The organism is Geothrix oryzae, assembly GCF_030295385.1.
In the GTDB taxonomy this organism is placed as follows: domain Bacteria; phylum Acidobacteriota; class Holophagae; order Holophagales; family Holophagaceae; genus Geothrix; species Geothrix oryzae.
On the sequence record NZ_AP027079.1, the window covers coordinates 3,143,603 to 3,164,212 of the forward strand.

Sequence of the window (20,610 nt, forward strand, 5' to 3'; positions counted from 1 at the left end):
CGCGGCACCCTCGCTGCATGTCCCTGTCGCTTCCTGAAGACAGCCGGCTCCCATCCGGAGCGGCATTCCGCCCGGTATCCATTCCCGGCTCCAAGTCGGTGACCAACCGCGCCCTGCTTCTGGCCGCGCTGGCCCCGGGCGAGACCCGTCTGAAGGGGGGACTCGAGGCCGAGGACACGCGCTGGATGCGCCGGGCCCTCGGCGACCTGGGGATTCCCGTCGCAGTGGCGGATGGGGCCTGGACGATCCGAGGTGGCAACCGCCCCCGGGCGACCACGCCCCTCTGGCTCGGCGCCTCGGGCACCACCCTGCGCTTCCTCCTGCCCTGGCTGGCCCTGCGGGCCGAGGGTGACCTCCGGATGGAGGGTGATCCGCGCCTCTTCGAGCGGCCCCTCGGCCCCCTGCTGGAACCCCTGACGACCCTGGGCGCGAGTTGGTGTCCCGATGCCTCCGGAGCCTGGCTCCGTCCCGTGCCCGCACCTCCCGAGCGCCTGGACCTGGTCGTGGACGCGCGCCTCAGCAGCCAGTTCCTCACGGGGTTGGCCCTGGCCGCCACCGCGCTGCCGGGTGGGGGCATCCTGCGCTGGACCGCCGCCGCCAGTCCGAGCTACCTGGCGCTCACCACCCAATGGCTGCACCGCTTCGGCTGCGACGCCGACCTGGAGCCCGGCCGCTGGCGCATCCCCGGGGGAGCCCTGGGGCCGCGTTCCCTGGACCTGCCCGGTGACTGGAGCGGAGCCGCGGCCTTCCTCGCCGCGGCGGCGGCCACGGGGCGCCGCCTGCGCCTGGGCCCCCTGGATCCTGAAGATGCCCAGGGCGACCGGGCCATGGTGGCCATCCTTCACGCCGCCGGGTGCCGAATCCAGTGGATCGGGCCGCAGACCCTGGAGGTGGAGGGCCCCCTCGTCCGGGGCCTCGACGCCGACCTCACCGACTGTCCGGACCTGGGGCCCGTGCTGGCGGCTCTGGCGGCCCTGGCCCCCGGCCCTTCGGAGTTGCGCGGCCTCCACACCCTGCCCCTGAAGGAGTGCGACCGCCTGGATGCTTCCTCAGAGCTGGTGCGCTGGCTGGGCGGGACGGCCGAGGTGATCGGGGACCATACCCTGCGCGTGGGACCTGGGCCCGAGTTCAGGGCTGGATTCGGAACCCGGCCACCCTTCAACCCCCGGAACGACCACCGCATGGCCTTCGCCGCCGCCCTCGGCGGGCTTCGTCAGGGCGGGGAGCTTCTCGACCCCCACTGCGTGGCCAAGACCTTCCCGGACTTCTGGGAAGTCTGGCGCGGGATGCTGGGGTGCTGAGGGCCCCCTGGCTCGGCCACTGGAAGGCCCCCTGGGGCCTGGAGCGCGGCCGGCGCTGGGGTGATTCGGCCTGGGCCCTGGCCGCCATCGCCCAGGCCTGGCTGCTGGGCGGGCGGGAAGGCCGGTGGCCGCAGGTGGAGCAGGAAGCCCGGCGGCCCTTCGGACCGCAGCTCTCCAGCCAGCCCACCGTCTTTGGCCCCCGTCCCGACCCCGCCTGGGTGGCCCGCCTCCGCCACGGCAGCCCCGCCGTGCCGGCTTCGCAACGGGGCGTCCGGGAGGGCGAGCTGCAGGCCTGGGCGTGGGAGGCCCTGCTCGAAGGCGATGGTGTTCCCTGGATGGCCGCCGGCTCAGTCCTTCTGGATCGGTCCCAGCGCCTGCGGTGGATCGCCCTTCTAGGGGCCGTGGACGCGAAGGGGACCCTCCACCTCCCGCCCTTTCTCGAAATTCTGGTGCCGCCCGCGCTCCATCGCCTGCCGCCGCATTGGTGGGCCTTCCTCCTGCGGAGCCAGGACGCCGGGGGGCGCCTGCTGCCGGAGGGTGCGCTGGACGCGGACCTGCCCTGGTCCACCCTCCAGGCCCACGCGGAGTCGCTGGTGCTGGAGGTGCTGCCCGAAGGCCTGAAGCCCCATCGCGAGGCCCCCTGGCTGGCCGCCCTCCCCGGGGGGCGCTGGATGCTGGATCCGCGCCTGCGAGCCTGGGCCCGGGGGTTCGGTGCTTCCCCGGCCGGCCTGGAAGCCCTCGCCCTCGGCGGCCTGGCGGGAGGGGCGGTCCCCGAGCCGGCCCTGGCGGCCTTGCTCCGGCTGCAGTCCTCCCCCGCCTTCCCCGACGGCTGGACGCCTTCCCTGGAGGCCGACATCCGGGAGGACCTCCAACGGCCAGGCCTCCCGCCGCCCTCGGGCCACCCCACCTGGGACCGGGTGCGCATGCGCTGGGGCGGCGAGGCGGCTCCGACGGCGCCAGGCTACCCGGACTGGGGCGCCGGGGCCCATCCCTGCGCCGATCCTTTCCACTGGATGGCCGAGGGCCTTCGCGCCGACCAGGCCTGCGACCCGGAGACCTCCCTGCGGGCCTTCACCCTGGCCCACGCCCACTTCACCCGGCTGGGTGCCCCGGGCTGGGCGGAGCGCGCCGCGTCCAATGCGGCCGTCCTCGCCCTCAAGTGGGCCGACCTGCCCGCCCACGCCCGCTGGAGCGTCCTGCGAGGTCCACTACCCCAGCCCTGGCGGGATCTGGAGGAGGCGCAGCTGGCGGAGGTGAACCTGGAACCGGACGCCGCCCTGGCCCGGATCCGCCGCCTGGTGGAGGCCCACCCCGGCCTTCCCGGCGCCTGGGGCCTGCTCGCCAGCCACGGGGCCGACCGGGAGCGCTGGGATCTGGTGCGGGAAGGCCTCGCCGGGGCCGGCGACCATCCCTACACCCGCTTTCTCCGCGCCGTGCTGGGGCCCCTCACCGAGGAACCGCCGCACGATGCCGACCCTGAAACCCGCCTGAGCTGGGAGACCCACCGCCTCTTCCGGGGGGGCGGCGATCCCGGGGCTTTCTGGGCGGCGTGGTGGGCCTGCCCCACCCAGATCATGTGCCTGGAACTGGGCCTGCAGGTGCTGGAACGGCGGCCGGATCTTCGCCGCGCCTCTTCCCTGCTGGCCCTCCAGGGCATCGCCGATCGGGCCGCCAGCCCGCGGCACCAGCGGCGCCTGGCGGCCCTGTGGCCCCAGCCCGATGCGGTCGCCGACCCCGCCCCCCTTCACCTCGTCAAGGACTGGCTGGCCCGCCTGACCACCCCCACCTGGATCGCCTGGGAAGACGAGGGGCGGCTGCACACCTTGGGCGCCGGGGAGGCCCCGCCCGAGGGCGCCCTCAGCCGCCTCGCCCAGGATGGAACGCTGGCCCCCTTCGCCCAGGGCCCCTGGGTCTGGTGCGGACATCCCCTGATCTGGGAGGGCTGCCCCGTGGGAGCGGTGCTGCTGGCCCGGCCCGCGGAGGCCGTGCCCACGCCTCCGCTGGAGCCGCTTCTGATCTCGCCCTGGCTCGCCCGGATCCGCGCCCGGCGGCCTGCCGAAGTCGCGGTCGAGCCCGGCCTCCTGCTCACGGATGGCAGCGAGCCCATGGCCTCTTTGCTGCGGGAGCTGGACCGCGTGGCCACTTCCGAGCTGCCCGTGTTGATCCTCGGCCCCACGGGCAGCGGCAAGGAGCTGGCGGCCCGGGAGCTGCACCAGAGATCGGGCCGCTCGGGCCCGCTCGTGGCCGTGAACTGCTCGGCCTTTGCCGAGGGGCTGCTGGAGTCCGAACTCTTCGGCCACACCAAGGGCGCCTTCACGGGCGCGGATCGCGACCGGCGCGGGGCCATCGAGGCCGCCCGCGGAGGCACCCTGTTCCTCGACGAGGTGGCGGACCTGTCGCCGCGCCTGCAGTCCCTCCTTCTGCGCGTCCTCCAGGAGCGGGAGATCCGCCGCGTCGGCTCGGATCATGCCGTGAAGGTGGATGTGCGCTTTGCCGCCGCCACCCACCGCCCCATGGAGGATCTGGCCGCGGCCGGGGCCTTCCGGCGCGACCTGCTCTTTCGCCTCCAGGGCGCGGTGCTCCGCCTCCCGTCGCTCTCGGCCCGCCGCCATGAATTCCCGTTCCTGGTGCCGCGGCTCGTGGTGCGGGCCGCGGCCTCGGCCAAGCGTCCCGTGCCAGCCCTGGCCCCAGGCCTGCCCGAGGCGCTGGCCCGCCTGCCCTGGCCCGGCAATGTGCGCGAGCTGATGCACGCCCTCGAGCGGGCCATCCTCCGCTGCGAAGGCGGCGTCCTCAAGCCGTCCCATCTCCCGGAGCTGGAAGCGCCCATGGCCCAGGTGCGCACCTGGGACGACGCCACCCGCGCCTTCCAGCGGCGTCTGCTGCTGGAGACCCTCCAGGCCAGCGGGTTCCGCGTGGCGGAAGCCGCCCAGACCCTTGGCCTCGCCCGCCCCGCCCTCTACGCCGTGGCCAAGCGGTTGGGCGTGGATCTGGTGGCGGAGCGATCGGAATTGACTCCGGGTCCCGCGATCAGGGACAGCGAGATCGGCAGGATCGGGTGAGGTCCCCCGAACGACGGAAGGACGACGGAAGGTCCAGCTATGGAAATTTCTGGCCATGATGGAGGCCTGGTCTTCCACCCCCGACACCCCGTGATGGGAGCTTCATGGCCTTCCAAGACCCTCCGCTGGTGAGCATCGGCGTCCCCGTCTTCAATGGGGAGATGTACCTGGCCGACTCCCTGGACTCCCTGCTGGCCCAGGATCATCCGAACCTGGAGATCCTCATCTCCGACAACGCCTCCACCGATGGAACCGGCGAGATCTGTGAAAGCTATGCCCGGCGGGATCCGCGCGTACGCTATGTCCGACAGGACACCAACATCGGGTCCACCCGGAATTTCGAGTTCGTCTTCGAGCACACCCGGGGAGATTACTTCTATTGGCAGGCGCACGACGACCTCCGTCACCCGACCTTCACCTCGAGGTGCCTGGCGGAGCTGCAGAACCATCCCGGCGCCGTCCTCTGCAACAGCGCCGTCCAGGTCATCGACGAGGCGGGATCACCCCGTCCCGATTGGGAGGATCTCAATTTCTCGACGGTGGGGCTCACGGTTCTCGAGAGGCTCCACCGGCTTTACGACCACATGGACTGGGTGGACATGATGGGGCTGGCCCGGCGGGATGCTCTCGCCAAGGCCCTGCCCTTCGAGGGGACCTGGGGCGGAGATGTCCTGATCAGCGCCAAACTCCTGCTCCAGGGCGATTTCTGCAAGGTAGATGCCCCTCTGTTCCAATACCGGGTCCGCGAGGTGCCCAAAGGGAGCGAGCAGACCCTGAAGGAGTGCTTCGACGAAGGGTTCGAAAGCCCGAAACCCTACACCGCCTTCGCCCAGACCTGGCTCAGGATTCTCTTGACCTCGTCCCTGGGCATACCCGAGCGGAGGTGGCTCTTCACCGATTTCCTGAAGACCCTCGTGCGCTTGACGCCCCAGGGTCCCCACCCCTGCTGGCGGGACATCCTCAGGGGCGAGCACCCGAGCGCTTTCGCGGTACCCAATCCGCCGGCCTTTTCGGCCTTCCTCGCCGATGCCTTCTTCCCCCTCGCCCAGTCCAGCGGCCTCGCCCTGGGAGGCACCGCCACCGAGCACCTGGCCGCCTCGGCCCGCACCGTCCTCCTCTGGATTCCGGGCGGCCTTCCCGAGCACGAAGCGGCGGGCCCCTTCTTTTCGGCCGTGCGCAAGGCTCTTCCTGATGCCCGCCTGATCCTCGTGTGCCCCATCGAAGCCCTCGAGGCAGCCGAGGCCAACCCGGACCTCGATGACCTCATCGGGTTCGATCTCCGCACCTTCGCGCTGGACTCAGCCTTCCGCCAGGAGATCACCGATCTGGTCGGCACCCTGGACATCGACCTGCTCTACTGCGCCGCCCTGGCTCACGACCCGCTCCTCTGGCCCCTGGTCCAGGCGGCGAAACCCCTCCTGGCTGCCGCCCATCAGGAGAGCGACCCGGGTGAGAACACCCTCGCGCCCTGGATGTCCCCACCCTACGACTGCCTCCTGCCCCCGAGCCGCCTTGGCGAGTTGACCCGGACGGTCCTCCCGGTCCTGGGGCTCAGCGGATCCGTTTGAGCCAGCCGCCCGGCCAATAGGTCACGGGCCGCTCGACCAGACCTTCGTTGAAGGGGCGGGGGGGTTCCACGATTTCAAAGGCCGGACATTCGCCGACGAAGGCCCGGGCCGCGGCTTCGGGATTGTTGGTGGCCCAGTCCGGCTGGCTGCGGGGCGCGCCCACCAGGTCCTTCATGATGCCGTCCGCCGCCAGGATGTACGATCCCACCGACACCAGCGGGGCATAGAGTCGGAGTTCCTGCAGGACATGCTCCTTCGCGTGGCAGGAGTCCAGGACCACCAGAACGCGGTCGTCGGGTTGGATTTGGCTGCGGACCGCCTCCACCACGGCCGGATCGACGGAGCTGCCTTCGACGAGGCTGATCCGCCTCGCCATCGGATGGGCCTCGATGGCGGCGCGATTGTGGGGACGGATCTCGATGTCGACGCCCACGACCCGCCCCGTCCCCATCGCCTCGAAGAGGCTCGCGTAGAAGATCAACGACCCTCCATGGGCAACGCCGGTTTCGATGATGAGGGTCGGCCGGACCTGGTGGATGACCTCCTGGATCCGGAACATGTCCTCGGGAAGTTGGATGATGGGCCGTCCCATCCAGGTGAAACCGTAGACATACTTGGCGTCCCAGCCCACGCGTAACCAAGCCTTCGAAACCAATTCAAAGGCCTCGGCCGTACCTGCCTCATGGGATTCGACCGGGTCCGTTCCCCGCTCTACCTCCACCCGCCCGTTATCCATGTCGATGCGGATTTTCATCGCTCCCGCTCCAGGCCAGCGGCCTCAAAAAGACGATCCAGGTCAGCGCGATGAGATTCTCTGGCCAGGGCCTCTTTTACGCAGGCCGGGACCACTTCCACCCGCCCTCCATCCCCTTCGAGGTAGGCGAGCCCGTAGGGCGGCGCCCAGAAGGCCCGGGCATGGCGATCAATGACCGCCCCATCGGCACCCTCCGGAATCCGTTTGAGGGCTTCGAAGCCGGCCTGGTCCAGGTAGCGCATGCGGGCGGGATCCTGGGCTTCCCGGGGCAGCTCGCCTCCGGATTCCGCCAAAGCGCAGAACTCCAGAAAGAGCTGGATCATCTCCTCCTGGGAGCGGCGCTCCAAGCTCTCCGCCGTCTCCAGTGCGGGGTCGATGGGGAAGCGTCGGACTTTCAGGAGATCGCCAGCGTCGAAGGCGTCTTCCATGTAGTGGCATGTGCAGCCGTACTCCCTGCGCTCCTCAAGAATCGCCACATTGTAGAAAGCCCAACCACCGAACTCGGGAAGAGGACCCGCGTGGAAGTTGAGGGCCGCACGACGGGCAAGAGCACGGGTGGAGGCCGTGACCCGGTTCCGGTACATGTAGCTGATGACGAAATCTACCGGCGGTGCATCCAGCAATTCCTTCTGACTTCGGACGGGGATGCCGCGGCTATGGGCATGGGTTTCCAGATCAGGGGTGGGCATCCAGGGATGGGAAACATTCCGGCTCACCACCACCATGGGGACCTCCCAGCCCCGCCGAAGCAGAGCCTCTAGGGCGACGACACTCCCTGGTTTGGAGCCCATCAGAATGGCACTGGGTCGGGTTGGGCTCACGCGGACCACCTCACTTACCGAAGAAGGCCCGGATAGCCGTCACCGTCCGGTCGAGGTCGGCATCCTGCATGGCCGAGTGCAAAGGCAGGGAGAGGATCTCGTGGCCCACGCGTTCCGTCACCCCCAGATCGCCCTTCCGGCAGTCCTTGAACAGGGTGAACCAGTGGCCCGGCTGCCAGTGGATGCCCGTATCGATGCCGCGCTCCTGGAGAAAGCCGCGCAGGTCATCCCTCGCCTCGGGTGGAACCCGGATGTAATAGAGGAAGGGCACCACGCCTTCAAAATCGCTCCTGGGGATCCGGACGGCCGGCAGGCCCGCCAGCCCTTCACTGTAGCGGCGACAGGCCGCCCGGCGGGTCCGCTCGATGGTGGCCATCTTGGAGAGCTGCCCGAGGCCGATGGCCGCATGCAGGTTGGCCATGTGATAGCGGAATCCGAGACGGTTCACATCGTAGGTCCAGGCCCGGCGGTTCTGATACATGAGCGTGGACGGTTGTCCCATGCCGATGAGCCGCATCTCCTGCAAGGCGCGCTTCTCCTCCTCCGTGCGGACGACCACCAGACCGCCATCGATGCAGGTGATGGTCTTCACCGGATCGAAGCTGAAAATGGCGATGTCCGAGAAGCTGCCGATCCGCTTCCCATGGTACCGGGATCCGAAGGCGTGGGCGGCGTCGTGGATGACCCGGAGGCCGTGCCGGGCCGCCAGTCGACCCACTTCATCGTGATCGCAGAGAATGCAATCGTAGTCCATGGCGATGATCGCCTTGGTGCGGGGCGAAACCAGCGCCTCGGCCCGCTCCAGGTCAATGCAGAGGGTGTCGTCGCGGATGTCGCAGAAGACCGGATCCGCGCCCGTGGCCAAGATGGCCTGGAAGTCCGCCACATTGTTGAAGGAGGGGGTGATGACCTCATCGCCGGGTCCCACCCCCGCCACCAGCAGCGCCAGATGCAGGGCGGCGTGGCCGGTGCTCACCGCCACCACATGCCGATCGCCTGCTTCCAGGTAGGTCCGGGTGGCCTCCTCGAACTGTCCGACATAGCTGCCCATGCCCAGCCAGCCCATCTCCAGGGCCGCCCGCGCCGCCTGGAAATCCGTTTCGTCCAGGAGCGGTCTGAATACCGGCAGGGCCTGTTCAGTCATGGTGTTCCTCCTTCGCCCTCAGCTTGCCCGCATGCCATGTGCCGAGGTCTGGCCAGATGCGATCCCGTTCGGACAGCACCGGGTTCTCCTGGGGCCAAGGGATCCCGAGCTCCGGATCATCCCAGCGGATGCCCCGCGCCGCCCCGGGGACATGGAGGGCCGAGATCATGTAATGGATCTCTGTGTCATCTGCCAGCGTCTGGTAGCCGTGGGCGAGACCCATGGGAACGAAGAGGGTCCTCATGTTTTCACGGCTCAACTCCACACCCCACCACTTGCGGTAGGTGGGCGACCCGGGACGGAGATCGACGATGACATCGAAGATCCGCCCCACCGCGCACCGCACCAGCTTGGCTTCCTGGTGGGGTGCGTCCTGGAAGTGCAGTCCCCGGAGGGTACCCTTCCGCCGATTCCACACGCTGCTGGACTGGGGCCAGATCACGGGCAGTCCCGCCAGCCGGAAGGCCTGCTCACAATAGACCCGGGCGAAAAATCCCCGGTCATCCTCGTACCGGTCGGCCTCGATGACCATGGCCCCGGGAATCGGCGTCTCCAGAAAGTTCACGCCAGCACCTCCAACCTGGGGACGGCGGTCACGAAACGCCCCCCCCACCCGCGGAGGTGGTCCATCTGTTCACGGATCTCCTCCCGAAGGTTCCAGGGGAGGATGAGCAGAAAATCCGGCCGCCGGGCGGCCACGGCCTCCGGTGCCAGGATGGGGATGCGGCTGCCCGGGAGGAATCGACCCTGCTTGTGGGGGCTCCGATCCACGGTGAAGGGGATCAGATCCGGCCCGATCCCGGCGAAATTCAGGAAGGTGTTTCCCTTGGCTGGGGCCCCATAGGCCGCGACCACTCGCCCCGCGCGCTTCTGGTCGAGGAGAAAGGCGAGCAAGTCGTTCTTCAGATCCCACACCTGCGCCTGGAATCGAGCGTAGCCTTCCTTTCGGTCGAGGCCGGCCTCGCGCTCCAGCCGTCTCAGGAGGCACAGCCGCTCAGAGGGGAGGGCGGCCCTGGGATCCGCGGAGCCGCATCCGTGGATGCGGAGGGATCCCCCGTGGGTGGGGAGACGCTGCACATCGAAGACGGTCAACCCATGTTCCGCAAAGAGCCGCTCCACGACCAGCAGGCTCAGATAGCTGAAGTGTTCGTGGTAGATCGTGTCGAATTGGAGGCCCTGGATCAGCTCCAGCAGGTGGGGAAATTCCAGGACCAGCGTGCCCCGGGGCGCCAGGGCTCGGCGCAGGCCCTCCGTGAAATCGTGCAGGTCCGGAACATGGGCCAGGACATTGAGGCCCAGCAGGAGATCGGCCTGGCGCCCCGACTGCGCCAGTTCCTCCCCGAGGTCGGCCCCGAAGAACCGGGTCAGCGTCGGAATGCCCTTGTCCGTGGCGGCCTGGGCCACATTGGCGGCGGGTTCGATGCCGAGGACCGGGACCCCCGCCTCCTTGAAATACTGCAGCAGGTAGCCGTCGTTGCTGGCGACCTCGACCACATGACTCCGAGAGCCCAATCCGAAGTCCCGGATGGCTTCGGTGGCGAGGGCCCGGCCATGGGCAAGCCAGGCATCCGAGAAGGAGGAGAAGTACAGGTAGTGTCCGAACAAGGCCTCGGGCGTCTCGAAGGCGGGCAGCTGGACCAGCCAGCAGGACTCGCAGACCCGCGGATGCAGAGGGTAGTGCACCTCGGGCCGTTCCAGATCCTCCGGCCTGAGGTAGCCGTTGGCCAGGGGGCTGGTGCCCAGATCCACCAGGCTCAGCGCCAGGGGTGAGCCGCAGATGCGGCAGGTCAGGTGGCTCATCCGCGGGCCTCCAGATCGGTCTCGCAAAGGACGCGTGCTGGCACCCCGTCCGCGAAGGCCCGGTACCACCGGACACTCCGCTCAATCGCCGCTTCCACGGTCCAGCGCGGCATCCAACCCAGGCATTCCCGGATCCGGGAGCTGTCGAGTTCCAGCCGCTCCGCTTCCAGTCCTGAGGGGGCCCCCTCCAAGATCCAGGTCGCCGTCCCCCCCCAAGCCCGGCAGCAGGCATCGGCGACTTGGGCCACCGTCCAGGCCTGCTCCGGGCTGGGGCCGACATTCCAGGGCCCTGACCAGGGTCCCGGGTCGGCCGCCAGCTTGGCTCCGAGGCGCAGGTAGCCATCCAGGGGATCCAGGACATGCTGCCAGGGCCGCCGGGCTTCTGGCCGCCGGATCCCGGGAGTCCTCCCCTGCTGGAAGGCACGCATGAGGTCCGGGACCAGCCGATGGGCCGCCCAGTCGCCGCCGCCGATGACATTGCCCGCCCGGACCGTGGCGAGGCCCACCCCCTCCCGGAACCAGGCACGGCGATAGGCGGCCGTGGCGAGTTCGGCACAGGCTTTGGAGGCGCTGTAGGGATCCTCCCCACCCAGGGGGTCATCCTCGCGGAAGGGGTGCCTCCCGGGTTGGCGGTAGCACTTGTCGCTGGTCACGACCACCATGGCGCGGATGGAGGGCTGATGGCGGCAGGCTTCCAGGAGATTGACCGTGCCCATGAGGTTGGTGGCGAAGGTGCCCACGGGATCCTCGTAGGAGGGAAGCACGAGGGCCTGGGCCGCCAGGTGGAAGACGAATTCCGGGCGGAAGGCGTCCACCAGGGCCCGCAGCCGCCCGGAATCACGGATGTCTGCGTACTCCGAGTGCACCTCATTCTCGAGGCCGAGGGCGGACCAGAGGTTCGGCTCGGTATCCGGAGGGAGGGCGACCGCCCCGACTTCCGCCCCCAGGCGCCGCAGCCAGAGGGCCAGCCAGGCCCCTTTGAATCCGGTGTGCCCGGTCAGCAGGACGCGCTTGCCACGGTAGGCTTCGCCCAGGTCCATCGGGTCACCAGGTCTTCCAGGGAGCGTGTCCCGAATGCCACAGATCCTGGAGCAGCTCCATCTCCCGGTAGGTGTCCATGCACTGCCAGAAACCCTCGTGGAAGTAGGCCCGGAGTTCGTCCCGCTCCGATAGTTTCCTCAGGAGACCCAATTCCAGAGACTCCTCGTCCCCCTCGATGAGATCGAGGACCTCCTGCTGGAAGACGAAGAAGCCGCCGTTGATCCACCCCTCCCGCACCTGGGGCTTCTCCGCAAAGAGGGTGACGCTGTCGCCCGACAGGCCCAGCTCGCCGAATCGGGAGCTGGGACGCACCGCCGTCACCGTGGCCAGCTTCCCATGCGAGGCGTGGAAGGCCAGGAGCCGGGGGATGTCCACATCGGCCACGCCGTCGCCATAGGTCGCCAGGAAGGTCGGTCCCTGGATGTATTTCTGGATGCGCTTCAGCCGACCGCCCGTATTGGTCTCCTGTCCGGTATCCACCATCCAGATCCGCCAGTTCTTTTCTTCGTACCCGGCCTCCAGCGGCACCACATGCTTCGTGCCCAGCTCGAGCAGCACATCGGAATGGTTGAGGTCGTAGTTCAGGAAATAGTCCCGGATCAGCTCAGCCTTGTACCCCATGCACAGGACGAAGTCACTGACCCCGTGGGTCGCGAAGTGCTTCTGGATGTGCCAGAGGATCGGCTGATCACCCACGCGGATCATGGGTTTCGGTTTGAATTCGGTTTCTTCCCGAAGGCGCGTGCCCTTCCCTCCACAAAGAATCACGGCCTGCATGGAAGCTCCCTCGCTGGTTGGGGATCCCATCGGGTTTCCTCCGGGATGTGCTGAGTATTGGGCAGCTTTGACCCTGTCGAGACCAGGGCACCGTCCGATGGCCGGATCAGAGCCTCCGCCCGAAGCTCCGCTCCAGGTCCTCCAGGGTCAGTTTCTTGATGATCGGCCGGCCGTGGGGGCAGGTGTTGGGAACCTCGCAGGCGAGGAGGTCCTGGATGAGGCCCAGGGCCAGATCGGGCGGCAGCGCGTGGTGCTTCTTGATGGCGGCGCGGCAGGCCAGTTCGGCGTTGAGGTCGCGGCGGAAGGCGTCGAGGTCCACGCGCCCCTCCCGCTCCAGCCGGGCCAGCAGATCCTCCAGCAGGGCCTGCGGGTCGCGTTCCACCAGGAAATCCGGCAGGCCGCGCACCACCAGGGCATCGGCCCCAAACGGATCGACCTCCACGCCCGCAGCCGCCAGCTCCGCCAGGAAGGGCTGGAGACGGGCCAGGGCCTCCGGGCCCAGCTGCACGACCTGGGGCGGCATCAGGGGCTGGATGGCGGGCGCGTGGCGGCGCAGGAAGAGCCGCTCGAAGAGCACCCGCTCATGGGCCACATGCTGATCCACGATCCAGAGTTCCGGCCCCGCAGGGCCGGTGATCTCCGCCAGCAGGTAGGTGCGCTGGAAGGCCCCCAGGTACCGGATGCCCGCCTCTGAGCCCAGGCCCTCCGCCACGCCCGAGGGCGCCGGCTCGTACGCATAGACGGCCTCCGGCGGTGGCGTGACGAAGGCCTCCTCCAGGGCCCGGTACCCGCCGAGGGCTCCCCCCGAATGATCGGACCAGAGCCGCGGATGCTGGGGCACCAGCCGGCGCGAGGGATCCAGCTCGAACTCGGCCTCCAGAGGCTTGGGGGGCAGCTCCAGCACCGACGCCAACCCGCCGCGCAGCTTCGCCCAGGCCTCCTCGGCGCCCCCCCGCACCCAGGCGAAGATGCGCTGGGGTTCGCGGAAGCGCACCTCGGCCTTGGTGGGATGCACATTCACATCCACCGCCTCGGGGGGCAGCTCCAGGAAGAGCACGGCCGCCGGGTACGAGCCCTTGGCGAAGGTGCCGGACCAGGCCTCGGAGAGCGCCGCCAGCAGCAGGCGGTCCCGCACGGCCCGGCCATTCACGAACAGGTAGAGGTGGTTCCGGTCGCGGAAGCTCAGATCCGGCGGCGACACGAAGCCCCGCAGGCGCCAGGGGGGCTCCCCGTTCACGAAGGGCACCAGGCGGCCAAGCTTCTCGCCCAGAAGCGGCGCCAGACGCTGCCCCGGGTCGTCCACGGGCGGCAGCACCAGGGGCGTGCCGCGATCTGGGCGGAGGGTCCAGTGGACCCCGGGCGAGCTCAGGGCCAGCCGCGCCACGGCGCCCCAGAGCTGGGCGTGCTCCGTGTCCGTGGACTTCAGGAAGCGGCGTCGCGCCGGCAGCTGGGCGAACAGATCCCGCACGGTCACGGTGGTGCCGCGGCTGCGGGAGACCGGCGCCACCTCCTTGATGACGCCGAATTCGCAGCGCAGACGGTGGCCCGCGCCCTCGGATTCCGCGCTCGTGAGGTCGAAGCGGCTGACGCTGGCGATGCTGGGCAGGGCCTCGCCGCGGAAGCCGAAACTGGCCAGGTGCCCCAGATCCTCCGCCGTGCGCACCTTGCTGGTGGCGTGGCGTTCCAGGGCCAGGTACAGGTCGTCCCGGGCCATGCCCGAACCGTCGTCTGCCACCTCCAGGAAGCGCTTGCCGCCCTCTTCCCAGGCCACCTCGACGCGGCGCGCACCGGCATCCAGGGCGTTCTCCACCAGCTCCTTCAGCACCGAGCTGGGTCGCTCCACCACCTCCCCGGCGGCGATCTGGTTGGCCACCTGGTCGGGCAGGATCCGGATTCGGGACATGGGTAAGACGCTATCAGCTGTCCGGCCCCACCCGTACAGGGAAGGCGGGAAGGATCCCCCGCGAAAGGGCACACTGGTGTCATGAACTGTCGATCCCTCGCCGCCGGCATCGCCCTTCTGTCCGCCCTGGTCCAGGCGGCGCCCCGGGTCCAGGCCCCGGACGCCCCCTGGCTCACCTTCACCACGGCCCACTACCGGATCCACTGCCCCGTAGCCTTCGAGGCTTTCGGCCGGGAGGTGGCGAGCCGGGTGGAGGGCATCCACGCCCAGTACCTGGGGCTCGTGGGATTCGCCTACGAGAAGCCCGGCCAGCCCATCGACATCCTGATCCAGGATCCCGTGATGGAGGCCAACGGCATGGCCTTCCCGCTGCTCCGGCGCCCCCATGTGGTGCTCTGGAAGACCGAGCCGGAGGCCGATTCCATCGTCGGCCACCACCGGGGCTGGGCGGAGCTCCTAGTCGTCCACGAGCTGGGCCACATGCACCACCTGCTGCGCCCGGGCCGCAAGCCGAATCTGTGGCGGCGATGGACGGCCGTCCTGGGACCCCTCACCGAAAAGTCGCCCCGCTGGGTCACCGAAGGCTACGCCACCCTCATCGAAGGCAAGCTCACGGGCAGCGGCCGGCCCCACAGCGCCATCCGCGCCGCGGTGCTGCGCCAGTGGGCCCTGGAGGGCAAGCTCCCCACCTACGAGGCCCTGAGCCGCACGGACGGCTTCCTCGGCGGCAGCATGGCCTACTTGGGGGGGAGCGCCTACCTGGCCTGGCTGGAGACGAAGTCCGCGGATCCGAAGGTCCTGCAGGGGCTGTGGACCCGCCTGGCCGGAACGCGCAATTTCGAGGCCGCCTTCACAGCCACCTTCGGATTCGGCCCCAAGGACGGCTACCAGCGCTTCTGCGCCGAGCTGACCCACAGCGCCCTGGAGCTGGAGCGCCGGGCCAAGGCGCAGGGCCTGCGTGAAGGCGAGGTCTTCACCCGGCTCAACGGCTGGGTCAGCGACCTGGCCCTGAGCCCCGACGGCACGAAGCTCCTGGCCCGGGTGCTGGATCCGAAACACCCCGGCCTCTACCTCTGGGATCTGAACGCTCCAAGGCCCGCCGCCAAAGCCACGGCCCCAGCTACAGGCTCGGACGAGCCCCCCGACCATGCCCCCGCCACCCCCACCGTGGCCCCCACGCGGCGGGTGCCCCGCCTGCAGGGCGCCCTGCCCTGGAAGCCGGTCTGGCTCGGAGCCGACACCGTGGGCTTCCAGCTCCGCCTGCCCAACGAAGAAGGCGTGCTGCAGGCCCAGCCGTACCGCTGGACCCTCGGCACCAGCGTCCGGCCCGGAAAGTTCACCCCGCCCGCCCCGGCGAAGGGGGACCCGGGATGGAAGGACATCGACGGCATCTGGAACCTCGTGGACACCCAGGGGCGGACCCTCACCCGGACCCTGGCCGCCGCGTGGAACCCCGTGGCCACGCCGGACGGCAAATGGATCTACTTCACGCGGCTCACCGCCTCCGGCGTCGAGATCCGCCGCCTGGAGGCCACGCCGCCGCCGCCCGCGGCTCCACCGCCGTCCTGGATGGATCCGGCGCCCCTGGTGGCGGGCGTCATCCTCTCTCCTCCCGACGAGCCCAGCCCCCTGCCCGCCCCGGTGCCCGTCGAGCCCCATCCGTATCGCGTCGGCGAAAGCCACGACACCTTCGCCCTCGCCGGGTACAGCGCCACGCCCTCGGGCTTCAGCGCTCAGCTCGGCCTCGGAGGCAATGACCTGCTCCACCGCCTCAACTGGCAGGTCCTGGCGGGGCTGGGCGATGGCGCTGGCCCCCGGGGGGGCATGGCGGGGATGGCCTGGCGCGGGTGGCGGTGGGCCCCCTCCCTTCAGGCCTTCTCGCTCCTCGAACGCTCTTCGAGCCAGCGCTTCACGCCGGCCGCGGGCTTCGACCGCGAACGCCGGGGCGCCGAGCTGGCCTTCGAGCGGGAGGACCTGGGCCGGCCCCGGGCGCGCATCCGGCCCGTGGTGGCCTTCGAGCGCGTCGAAAGTCCGGACGGACAGACCACCCATCGGTCCCTCGGAGGCGTGGAGGCGGGTCTGGGCAACCACTGGAGCCGCGACGATCAGGGCTTCCTGCTGAGCGCCGCCGCCCGCGAGCAGCACGGCCGCACGGCGGGCCAGACCTGGAACCTGACCCGGGCCGCCCTCACCCTGGGCTGGCTCAATCCGTGGAGCCCCCTCACGGTGCGGCTGGAAGAAGGGCGGATCACGGGCGACCCCACTGCCCTCGACCGCTTCCACCTGGGGGGCGTGGCCACCTCGCTGCTGCCCGTGGCCCTGGATGCCAACCGCGCGACCCAGGCCGCGCTTCCGGCCTACACCGCCACGGGGGACCGTCTCCGCCGCCTCCGCGGCGAGCTGGGCCTCGGCCCCCTGGAGGCCTACCTCGAGCATTCGACGGTGTGGGACGGGGCCCAGCCCCGGCCCGCCGCCCAGCGCGTGGCGGGGCTGGAGCTGGACAGCCGTCGCCTGGGCCTGCCCCTGGATGTGCTGCGCCGCCTGAGCGGCAACCTGAGCTTCACCCTGGGCCTGCATCGCCCCTTGGACGGGCCGATGAAGCACCGTACTGTGGGGACCCTCAGCGTGATCGTGAGACCGTAGTACCTCTGTTGAGCCCTTGATGCCCTTCCTGATCTCGCTCGTCCTCATCTTCCTGGTCCAGTGGCTGCACCTGCGGCTGCTCCGCCTGGAGGTGGCCGCCCCCTACCGGCGCTGGCTGCCCTGGATCCTGGGCCTGATCCATGTGCCCCTGGTGCTCTTCGCGGGCCTCCGCATCCTGGGTCTGGGCGGCCACGGCGCCCTGCCATGGCTGCGGACGCTGGCCCGGGCGGGCTTCTACTTCCAGGCCTTCACGGTCCTGCACCTACTGGCCGGCATGCTGGCCGAGGGCGCCTGGCGGTTCTGGCAAAGGAACCGCCCGGAGGAGGCCGGGGAAGGCGTGGGTGAGGGCGCCGTGGACCTGAGCCGCCGGGCCTTCCTGCAGACCGCCGCCCTGGCGAGCACGGGCGCCGCCGTGGCCCTGGGGGCCGGAGGCGCACGGCAGGCCTACGGCGATCCCGAGATCACCCGCCGCGCCCTCAGCTTCCCGGACCTCCCCGAGGGACTGGACGGCCTCCGCCTCGCCCACCTCAGCGACCTCCACGCCGGTCCCCTGGTGAGCCCGAACCTCCTCCACCGATGGCGGGAGCTGACCGAGCGCGAGCGACCGGACCTGCTGCTCTTCACGGGCGATCTCGTCGACAGCCGCCCCGACGAGCTGGAACCGCTGCTGGAGGCCTTCCGCGGCTTCTCCCCGCCCCTGGGCACCTTCGCGATCCTGGGCAACCACGACTACTTCGACGATCCGCGCCCCATCTGGCGGGATCTTGAAGCCGAGGGCATCCGCTGCCTGGAAAACGCCTCGACGCTGATCCGACGGGACGGCGCCACCCTCGCCCTCCTCGGCCTCCAGGATCCGATGGCGCGGAACGGGCGCTTCCGCCGCATGGTCTTCGGACCGGGGCCGCGCCCGGCCGAAGCGGCCCGGGACCTGCCCGCCGAGGCCTTCCGCATCTGCATGAACCACCGCCCCAGCGAGTGGGAGCGCGCGCTGGAGGCCGGCGCCCGTCTCACGCTCTCAGGCCACACCCACGGGGGCCAGATCAACCCCATCCCCGGCTTCAGCAGCGCGCACCTCATCGGCCCCCGCACGGACGGGCTCTACCGACAGGGTGACGACCTGCTCTATGTGAGCCGCGGGCTCGGCGTGGTGGGCCTGCCCATCCGCATCGCCGCCCCCCCGGAGATCGCCATCCTCACGCTGAAGCGGGGGCCGATGGCGCCCGGAACCAGATCCTAAGGATCGAAGCGGTCCAGGAGCGCGGGAGGGAGGCGGGGGCACGCCTCTTCCGGTCGCGGGAACAGGTGCGTACGGAAGCGGGCAATCAAGTCGTACGCGCCGTCCCGGAGGGGCGGGGACACGACCGCCAGCAGGCGGGCCCCCACCGCCCAGGCACCACCCAGGGCGCGCAGCAGGTGGATCACGGCGTCCGAGCGCGTCAGGGGGCGACTCCCAGGAGGAAGCACCACCAGGCTGTCCGGCAGGCCCCGCCGGTCCACCTCGGGGACCTGCCGCTGGAAGGTGGCTCCCCCCAGGGGGGCGAACCGGATGCGGCCCGCCGCATCGCGCCGGGCGATGAAGCGCACCGCGGCATGGCAGAAGCCGCAGCCACCGTCGTAGAAGAGGCGGGTCGGCCCCGAAGCAAGCTCCAAAGCAGGCTCAGGAGCGGGCCCGGAGGTCAGCCCTTGATCAGCACCCACAGCCCCACCGCGATGAAGGCGCATCCCGCGGCCCACTTGATGGCGGCCTCCGGGATGTAGCGGAACAGGACGCCGCCCAGGGCCACGCCGATGGCCGTGGCGCAGACCAGGGCCGCGCTGGCGGCGAGGAACACGGTCCAGATCTGGCCGCTGCGCACGGTCGCCGTCATGGCCGCCAGCTGAGTCTTGTCGCCCACTTCCGCGAGAAACACGGTGGCGAAGGTGGTCCAGAAGAGGGAGCGGTTCATGAGGCCTCGCAGATCGTGACGAAGGATCATGGTACCGGACTGCCATACTGGCCGGATGGTGCTCGATCACTTCGACCTTCCCACGACCTTCGTGGACACGCCCGAGAAGCTGCAGGAGGCCCTCCCTCTGTGGCACGCGGCCGGCGTGCTGTCCGTGGACATTGAGTGCAGCCTCACGGGCATGCACCACTGCGTGCTGGCCCTCATGCAGGTGGCCACGCACGACCAGGCCTGGCTGGTGGATCCCCTGGCCCTCGATGACCTCATGCGGCCCGCCCTGCAGGCCATGGCCCAGGTGCCTTGGATCGTCCACGACTTCTCCGGCGACGGCATCGTGTTCAAGCGGATCTACGATGTGGTGCCCGACAGCATCTTCGACACCATGCTGCTGTCCCGCGCGCTCGGCTATCCGCAGCCCGGCCTCAAGACCATGGCCAAGCTCAAGCTGGGCCTGGACATCCCCAAAGAGGAGCAGGACTCCAATTGGATGCTGCGCCCCCTGCGGGACGCCCAGATCAGCTACGCCAGCCGCGATGCGGCCCTGCTCTTGCCCCTGCTGCGCATCCTGGCCGACGAGGCCGACGCGCAGCGGGAGCACCCGGAGATCGGCCCCCGGCTCGCCAGCCTGCCCAAGGAGATGCGGCACCTGCTGAAGCGCGTGCGGGCCTATGTGCCTCCCAAGCACGACCCCGTGGTGGACAAGGTCAGGTACCTGGGCGAGCTGGCCGTGGAACGGGCCAAGAAGCTCACGGCCCTGCGCTGGGCCTGGGGCAACGAGGGCGATGTGGCGGCCGTCATGGAGCTGGGCAACCGCTGGCTCACGGCTCGCCTGGCGCATCCCCCGGCCACCAGGGAGGCCCTGGAGCGCACCATCCCCAACCCGCGTTTCCGCCGCAAACGCGCGGAAGCTCTCTGGGAGGTCTTCCGCGAGGGGGGACTTGAAACTCAGGAGGACGCTGATTCGTCCGATGGATTGATCTGGAACAACACCGAGCGACCATGACCACGACCGATGACGGCATCCTCCTCACCTTTCCCAAGGGCCTCCTGGGCTTCCCCCAGCTGACGACCTTCCGGCTCTTCGAGCCCCGGGACGGCTATCCCCTGAAGTTCCTCCAGTCCGTGGAGTCTCCGGAGATCGCCTTCACCTGCCTGGATCCGGCCGGCATCCAGGAGGACTACGCCGTGCCCCTGGGCGACGAGGACGCCGAGGCCCTGGGCCTCGAGGTCCCGGAGGACGCCTTGATCCTGACCCTCGTGGTGATTCCCGAGGATCCCCGGCGCATGACCACGAACCTGGCCGGGCCCCTGGTCGTCAATGTGAAGACCCGCGTGGGCTTCCAGATCGCGCTGAACGCTGAGAAATACCCCCTGCGATTCCCGATCCTCCCCCAGGACTGACCCACCATGCTCGTCATCACGAGGAAGCCGGATCAATCCATCGTCATCGGGGGCGAGGTGGAGGTCATCGTCCTGGGCATCACGAAGGAAGGCGTCCGCCTGGGTATCAAGGCCCCTCGAAGCGTCCAAGTTCATCGACGCGAGGTATTTGAAGCCATCGCAGCCGAGAACAAGGCCGCCACCGAGGCCCGGACCCCGGTCCAGGATGCCGCGGCCCTCCTCCGGGCGGCTCAAGTCCGCAAGCCAAGGGTCCGATAAGGCCCACTGAGGTTCCCGTGGACATCACCCTCGCCGCCATCTCCGCCCAGAAGCAGCTCCAGACCCAGAACGAGGTCGTGGTCAGCGTGCTCAAGAAGGTCATCGACATCCAGGCCGAGCAGGGGGCCGACATGGCCAAGCTGGTGGCCCAGGCGGGCGGCACCGGTCAGCGGGTGGATCTCTACGCCTGAATT

19 protein-coding genes are annotated in these 20,610 nt (G+C 69.8%); 9 read left to right on the forward strand and 10 right to left on the reverse strand.

Going from position 1 to position 20,610, the window contains the following annotated elements; genetic code table 11:
• Positions 1–17: 17 nt before the first annotated feature.
• From QUD34_RS14525 to QUD34_RS14535, 3 genes are all read left to right on the forward strand, one after another.
• The gene (locus tag QUD34_RS14525; protein WP_286354412.1) at positions 18–1,301 is read left to right on the forward strand and encodes a 3-phosphoshikimate 1-carboxyvinyltransferase; all 1,284 of its coding nucleotides are present in this window, start codon (positions 18–20) and stop codon (positions 1,299–1,301) included.
• Positions 1,295–4,360: a sigma-54-dependent transcriptional regulator gene (locus QUD34_RS14530; protein ID WP_286354413.1), complete on the forward strand. Its 3,066-nt coding sequence runs from the start codon at positions 1,295–1,297 to the stop codon at positions 4,358–4,360. Before QUD34_RS14525 ends, QUD34_RS14530 begins: the two co-directional genes overlap by 7 nt.
• A 104-nt stretch (positions 4,361–4,464) precedes the next feature.
• On the forward strand, positions 4,465–5,928 hold the full coding sequence (locus QUD34_RS14535; protein WP_286354414.1) for a glycosyltransferase family 2 protein: 1,464 nt from the start codon (positions 4,465–4,467) through the stop codon (positions 5,926–5,928).
• Here QUD34_RS14535 and QUD34_RS14540 read toward each other — a convergent pair.
• The 8 genes from QUD34_RS14540 to mutL all read right to left on the reverse strand — a co-directional run bounded on the left by QUD34_RS14540 (position 5,912) and on the right by mutL (position 14,168).
• Positions 5,912–6,682: a cephalosporin hydroxylase family protein gene (locus QUD34_RS14540; protein WP_286354415.1), complete on the reverse strand. Its 771-nt coding sequence runs from the start codon at positions 6,680–6,682 to the stop codon at positions 5,912–5,914. The two genes, QUD34_RS14535 and QUD34_RS14540, sit on opposite strands and share 17 nt — an antisense overlap.
• Positions 6,679–7,503, reverse strand: coding sequence for a formyltransferase family protein (locus QUD34_RS14545; protein ID WP_286354416.1), 825 nt, complete (start codon positions 7,501–7,503; stop codon positions 6,679–6,681). Before QUD34_RS14545 ends, QUD34_RS14540 begins: the two co-directional genes overlap by 4 nt.
• A gap of 10 nt (positions 7,504–7,513) precedes the next feature.
• The gene (locus tag QUD34_RS14550; RefSeq protein ID WP_286354417.1) at positions 7,514–8,647 is read right to left on the reverse strand and encodes a DegT/DnrJ/EryC1/StrS family aminotransferase; all 1,134 of its coding nucleotides are present in this window, start codon (positions 8,645–8,647) and stop codon (positions 7,514–7,516) included.
• Positions 8,640–9,212 (reverse strand): dTDP-4-dehydrorhamnose 3,5-epimerase, encoded by a 573-nt coding sequence (gene rfbC, locus QUD34_RS14555; RefSeq protein WP_286354418.1) that lies wholly within the window; start codon positions 9,210–9,212, stop codon positions 8,640–8,642. The genes QUD34_RS14550 and rfbC overlap by 8 nt, the downstream gene beginning before the upstream one ends.
• Positions 9,209–10,447, reverse strand: coding sequence for a class I SAM-dependent methyltransferase (locus QUD34_RS14560; RefSeq protein ID WP_286354419.1), 1,239 nt, complete (start codon positions 10,445–10,447; stop codon positions 9,209–9,211). The genes rfbC and QUD34_RS14560 overlap by 4 nt, the downstream gene beginning before the upstream one ends.
• Positions 10,444–11,487 (reverse strand): CDP-glucose 4,6-dehydratase, encoded by a 1,044-nt coding sequence (gene rfbG / locus QUD34_RS14565; protein WP_286354420.1) that lies wholly within the window; start codon positions 11,485–11,487, stop codon positions 10,444–10,446. The genes QUD34_RS14560 and rfbG overlap by 4 nt, the downstream gene beginning before the upstream one ends.
• 4 nt (positions 11,488–11,491) lie before the next feature.
• Positions 11,492–12,265, reverse strand: a complete 774-nt coding sequence (rfbF, locus tag QUD34_RS14570) for a glucose-1-phosphate cytidylyltransferase (RefSeq protein ID WP_286354421.1) — start codon at positions 12,263–12,265, stop codon at positions 11,492–11,494.
• A gap of 106 nt (positions 12,266–12,371) precedes the next feature.
• A complete protein-coding gene (mutL, locus tag QUD34_RS14575; protein ID WP_286354422.1) occupies positions 12,372–14,168 on the reverse strand; it encodes a DNA mismatch repair endonuclease MutL in 1,797 nt (598 codons plus the stop codon).
• A gap of 81 nt (positions 14,169–14,249) precedes the next feature.
• On the opposite strand from mutL, the gene QUD34_RS14580 reads away from it, so the two are divergent.
• Positions 14,250–16,811 carry a hypothetical protein gene (locus tag QUD34_RS14580; protein WP_286354423.1) on the forward strand — a complete coding sequence of 854 codons (2,562 nt, stop codon included), beginning with the start codon at positions 14,250–14,252 and terminating at the stop codon, positions 16,809–16,811.
• A gap of 19 nt (positions 16,812–16,830) precedes the next feature.
• Positions 16,831–18,048 carry a metallophosphoesterase gene (locus QUD34_RS14585; RefSeq protein WP_286354424.1) on the forward strand — a complete coding sequence of 406 codons (1,218 nt, stop codon included), beginning with the start codon at positions 16,831–16,833 and terminating at the stop codon, positions 18,046–18,048.
• On the opposite strand, the gene QUD34_RS14590 is transcribed toward QUD34_RS14585, so the two are convergent.
• Both QUD34_RS14590 and QUD34_RS14595 read right to left on the reverse strand, forming a co-directional pair.
• Positions 18,045–18,461, reverse strand: a complete 417-nt coding sequence (locus tag QUD34_RS14590; protein ID WP_286354425.1) for a thiol-disulfide oxidoreductase DCC family protein — start codon at positions 18,459–18,461, stop codon at positions 18,045–18,047. The genes QUD34_RS14585 and QUD34_RS14590 overlap by 4 nt on opposite strands.
• 26 nt (positions 18,462–18,487) lie before the next feature.
• Positions 18,488–18,757: a TMEM165/GDT1 family protein gene (locus QUD34_RS14595; RefSeq protein WP_286354426.1), complete on the reverse strand. Its 270-nt coding sequence runs from the start codon at positions 18,755–18,757 to the stop codon at positions 18,488–18,490.
• 28 nt (positions 18,758–18,785) lie between these two features.
• Between QUD34_RS14595 and QUD34_RS14600 the strand changes: the two genes are divergently transcribed.
• Genes QUD34_RS14600 through QUD34_RS14615 form a run of 4 tightly spaced genes read left to right on the forward strand, consistent with a single transcriptional unit; the run spans position 18,786 to position 20,607 of the window.
• Positions 18,786–19,760 (forward strand): ribonuclease D, encoded by a 975-nt coding sequence (locus QUD34_RS14600; RefSeq protein ID WP_286354427.1) that lies wholly within the window; start codon positions 18,786–18,788, stop codon positions 19,758–19,760.
• Positions 19,757–20,158: a flagellar assembly protein FliW gene (fliW, locus tag QUD34_RS14605; RefSeq protein WP_286354428.1), complete on the forward strand. Its 402-nt coding sequence runs from the start codon at positions 19,757–19,759 to the stop codon at positions 20,156–20,158. The genes QUD34_RS14600 and fliW overlap by 4 nt, the downstream gene beginning before the upstream one ends.
• A gap of 6 nt (positions 20,159–20,164) precedes the next feature.
• The gene (csrA, locus tag QUD34_RS14610) at positions 20,165–20,416 is read left to right on the forward strand and encodes a carbon storage regulator CsrA (protein WP_286354429.1); all 252 of its coding nucleotides are present in this window, start codon (positions 20,165–20,167) and stop codon (positions 20,414–20,416) included.
• Positions 20,417–20,433: 17 nt separating this feature from the next.
• Positions 20,434–20,607: a putative motility protein gene (locus QUD34_RS14615; protein WP_286354430.1), complete on the forward strand. Its 174-nt coding sequence runs from the start codon at positions 20,434–20,436 to the stop codon at positions 20,605–20,607.
• Positions 20,608–20,610 lie beyond the last annotated feature (3 nt).

Coding starts and splice junctions, on each gene's coding strand:
- QUD34_RS14550 (WP_286354417.1), bottom strand. CDS start 8,647: ATGACTGAACAGGCCCTGCCGGTATTCAGACCGCTCCTGGACGAAACG.
- mutL (WP_286354422.1), bottom strand. CDS start 14,168: ATGTCCCGAATCCGGATCCTGCCCGACCAGGTGGCCAACCAGATCGCC.
- QUD34_RS14540 (WP_286354415.1), bottom strand. CDS start 6,682: ATGAAAATCCGCATCGACATGGATAACGGGCGGGTGGAGGTAGAGCGG.
- QUD34_RS14600 (WP_286354427.1), top strand. CDS start 18,786: ATGGTACCGGACTGCCATACTGGCCGGATGGTGCTCGATCACTTCGAC.
- csrA (WP_286354429.1), top strand. CDS start 20,165: ATGCTCGTCATCACGAGGAAGCCGGATCAATCCATCGTCATCGGGGGC.
- rfbF (WP_286354421.1), bottom strand. CDS start 12,265: ATGCAGGCCGTGATTCTTTGTGGAGGGAAGGGCACGCGCCTTCGGGAA.
- QUD34_RS14560 (WP_286354419.1), bottom strand. CDS start 10,447: ATGAGCCACCTGACCTGCCGCATCTGCGGCTCACCCCTGGCGCTGAGC.
- QUD34_RS14595 (WP_286354426.1), bottom strand. CDS start 18,757: ATGAACCGCTCCCTCTTCTGGACCACCTTCGCCACCGTGTTTCTCGCG.
- rfbG (WP_286354420.1), bottom strand. CDS start 11,487: ATGGACCTGGGCGAAGCCTACCGTGGCAAGCGCGTCCTGCTGACCGGG.
- QUD34_RS14580 (WP_286354423.1), top strand. CDS start 14,250: ATGAACTGTCGATCCCTCGCCGCCGGCATCGCCCTTCTGTCCGCCCTG.
- QUD34_RS14525 (WP_286354412.1), top strand. CDS start 18: ATGTCCCTGTCGCTTCCTGAAGACAGCCGGCTCCCATCCGGAGCGGCA.
- fliW (WP_286354428.1), top strand. CDS start 19,757: ATGACCACGACCGATGACGGCATCCTCCTCACCTTTCCCAAGGGCCTC.
- QUD34_RS14585 (WP_286354424.1), top strand. CDS start 16,831: ATGCCCTTCCTGATCTCGCTCGTCCTCATCTTCCTGGTCCAGTGGCTG.
- QUD34_RS14535 (WP_286354414.1), top strand. CDS start 4,465: ATGGCCTTCCAAGACCCTCCGCTGGTGAGCATCGGCGTCCCCGTCTTC.